We start from the raw sequence: 1,927 nt of genomic DNA, 5'->3' as shown, positions 1-1,927 counted from the left end.
GCCTCAGAGGCTGTAGAGCCCGAGCTCGTCCGGCTGGTCGCCCTCCCCGCTTGCGTGCCGCTTCAACGCGGCATCCAGCCTGTCGTTGTCGCCGCCTTGCGGGCGGACGATCGCGTTGACCAGCGCATCCAGCGAAACGCCAAGCTGGTCCAGGCCAAGCTGCCTTTCGATCTTGGCAACCGCCGACGGAGATTGCCGTTTCAACGCCTCGACGGCGCTCTTGATCGCCGAACCGTAGGAAGACACGGACTCGTAGTCGGTCTGGTCGACGCCGAACTCCTTGCCCGCCTGCTGCATCAGCCGGACCTTGGTTGCCGTGATGTTGAGGCCGTCGAGGCTGAACTTGGATGCCGAGACCGCGGGCTGCATGACCGGCGAAGCCGCCGGGCCGGCGACGCTGTCGATGCTCGCGGCGGGTCTCGCTGGTGGCGGCAGGCGCTGCGGCTGCAGGATCACAAGCGCGGTGCTGAGCGTCGAAGACATTGCCGGGTCTCGCACGCGCCCGTCCGTCATGGACCGGACGCCGGACAGTCAAGCCAAGACCTCATGTCCCGAGCGAAGCGTTTCACAGGGAATAACCCGGTTGTCCTAAGAGTTCGATAGAACGATGGTTCACCTTTTAACGATGAGCCGCGCTATCGCCTTGGTTTGGCTCAATGCCGAAGCTCAGTCGTCGCCGCCACCACCACCATCGCCGCCGCCACCGCCGCCGCCGGTGTCGCCGCCCCCGTCATGGCTGCCACCGTCGCCGCCTTCGTTGTCGCCATCGTGATCCTCGCCCTGGTGATCGCCGTCCTGGTCGCCTTCATGCGAGCCGGAGGCGGCCCTGTCGCCGCCATGCCCGGCGTCGTCATTCTCTGCGGCCTCGTGGTCGTCGCCAACGCTGGATGTGTTGACCTCGTCATCGTCGGCTGTCGACGCCGCCGTCAACCCGCCGCCATTATCCGAGCCAGCATGGGATGACTGGGCGGCGAAGATGCCGAGCAGGCCGATTGCGGTTGCCGCAAGCAAGGGAAGGGTTTTCATGCAGGCGCTCCGATCCGGTTATCGGAGCATCTTTGCCGCGCCGGATTACAGCGCCCTTAAGTGAGTAATTGTAATTTTAGCAACTGCTTATTTTCAGCCCAACCTGGCATGCGGCCGTTCCGGTGACATCGAGCCGCCGGCGGCTCTTGCCACGATCGCCGCCAGCGGTTCGGGCCGGTGCAGGAAATAGCCCTGGCCATAGGCGACGCCCATGCCCATGAGGATCTCCAGCGCGTTTTTCTCCTCGACCTTTTCGGCCACCACGGCGGCGCCCATCGAGCGCGCGATGCCGGTGATCGCCGAGACGATCTCGCGATCGAAACGGCTGTCGGCGATGTGCTCGACGAAGGAACCATCGATCTTGATGGCGTCGATGGGGAAGCGCCTGAGATATTCGAACGAGCTCATGCCGGCGCCGAAATCGTCAAGGCTGACGCGACAATGGCGGAGCCTCGCCTTGCGCACGAACTCGGCCGCCGCGTCGAAATTGGTGACGGCAGCGGTCTCCGTGATCTCGAAGCCGATGGCCGACGGCGGCGCGCCGCTCTCGGCGATGGCCTCGTCGACGAAATCCCATAGATGCGGATCGGAAAGCGTCTGCGCCGACAGGTTGAAGTCGAGCGCGATGGCGCCCGCGCGCATCGCCTCGCCGTGGCGCGTCAGCGCGGTGCGGATGATCCAGCGGTCGAGCCGCGCGGCAAGGCCGAAACGTTCGGCGACCGGCATGAAATCGCCGGGCGGGATCATCGTGCCGGTGCGGGCCTCGAGCCTGGCCAGGACCTCGACATGGCGGCTGTCCTCCCACGGCAGGCCGAGCCGATGGATCTCCTGGCCGAACAGCTTCAACCGGCCATCCTCCATCGCGTCGACAAGGTCGGCCGCCAGCCGCGCGGCGTTGAGC

Annotated in this window: 3 protein-coding genes; all 3 read right to left on the bottom strand. The window is 65.7% G+C overall.

The window, feature by feature from the left end:
• Positions 1-3: 3 nt before the first annotated feature.
• Positions 4-483, bottom strand: a complete 480-nt coding sequence (locus EOA27_RS34330; protein WP_126083274.1) for a hypothetical protein — start codon at positions 481-483, stop codon at positions 4-6.
• Between the two features lie 183 nt (positions 484-666).
• On the bottom strand, positions 667-1,026 hold the full coding sequence (locus EOA27_RS41170) for a hypothetical protein (protein ID WP_189343169.1): 360 nt from the start codon (positions 1,024-1,026) through the stop codon (positions 667-669).
• A gap of 93 nt (positions 1,027-1,119) precedes the next feature.
• Positions 1,120-1,927: EAL domain-containing protein (locus EOA27_RS34315; RefSeq protein WP_145970753.1), on the bottom strand; the 808-nt coding region annotated here is incomplete at its 5' end.

It is taken from the genome of Mesorhizobium sp. M2A.F.Ca.ET.037.01.1.1 (assembly GCF_003998075.1).
Lineage (GTDB): Bacteria > Pseudomonadota > Alphaproteobacteria > Rhizobiales > Rhizobiaceae > Mesorhizobium.
The sequence above is the reverse complement of the archived record's forward strand: the minus strand, read 5'-3'. Positions and strand labels throughout refer to the sequence as shown.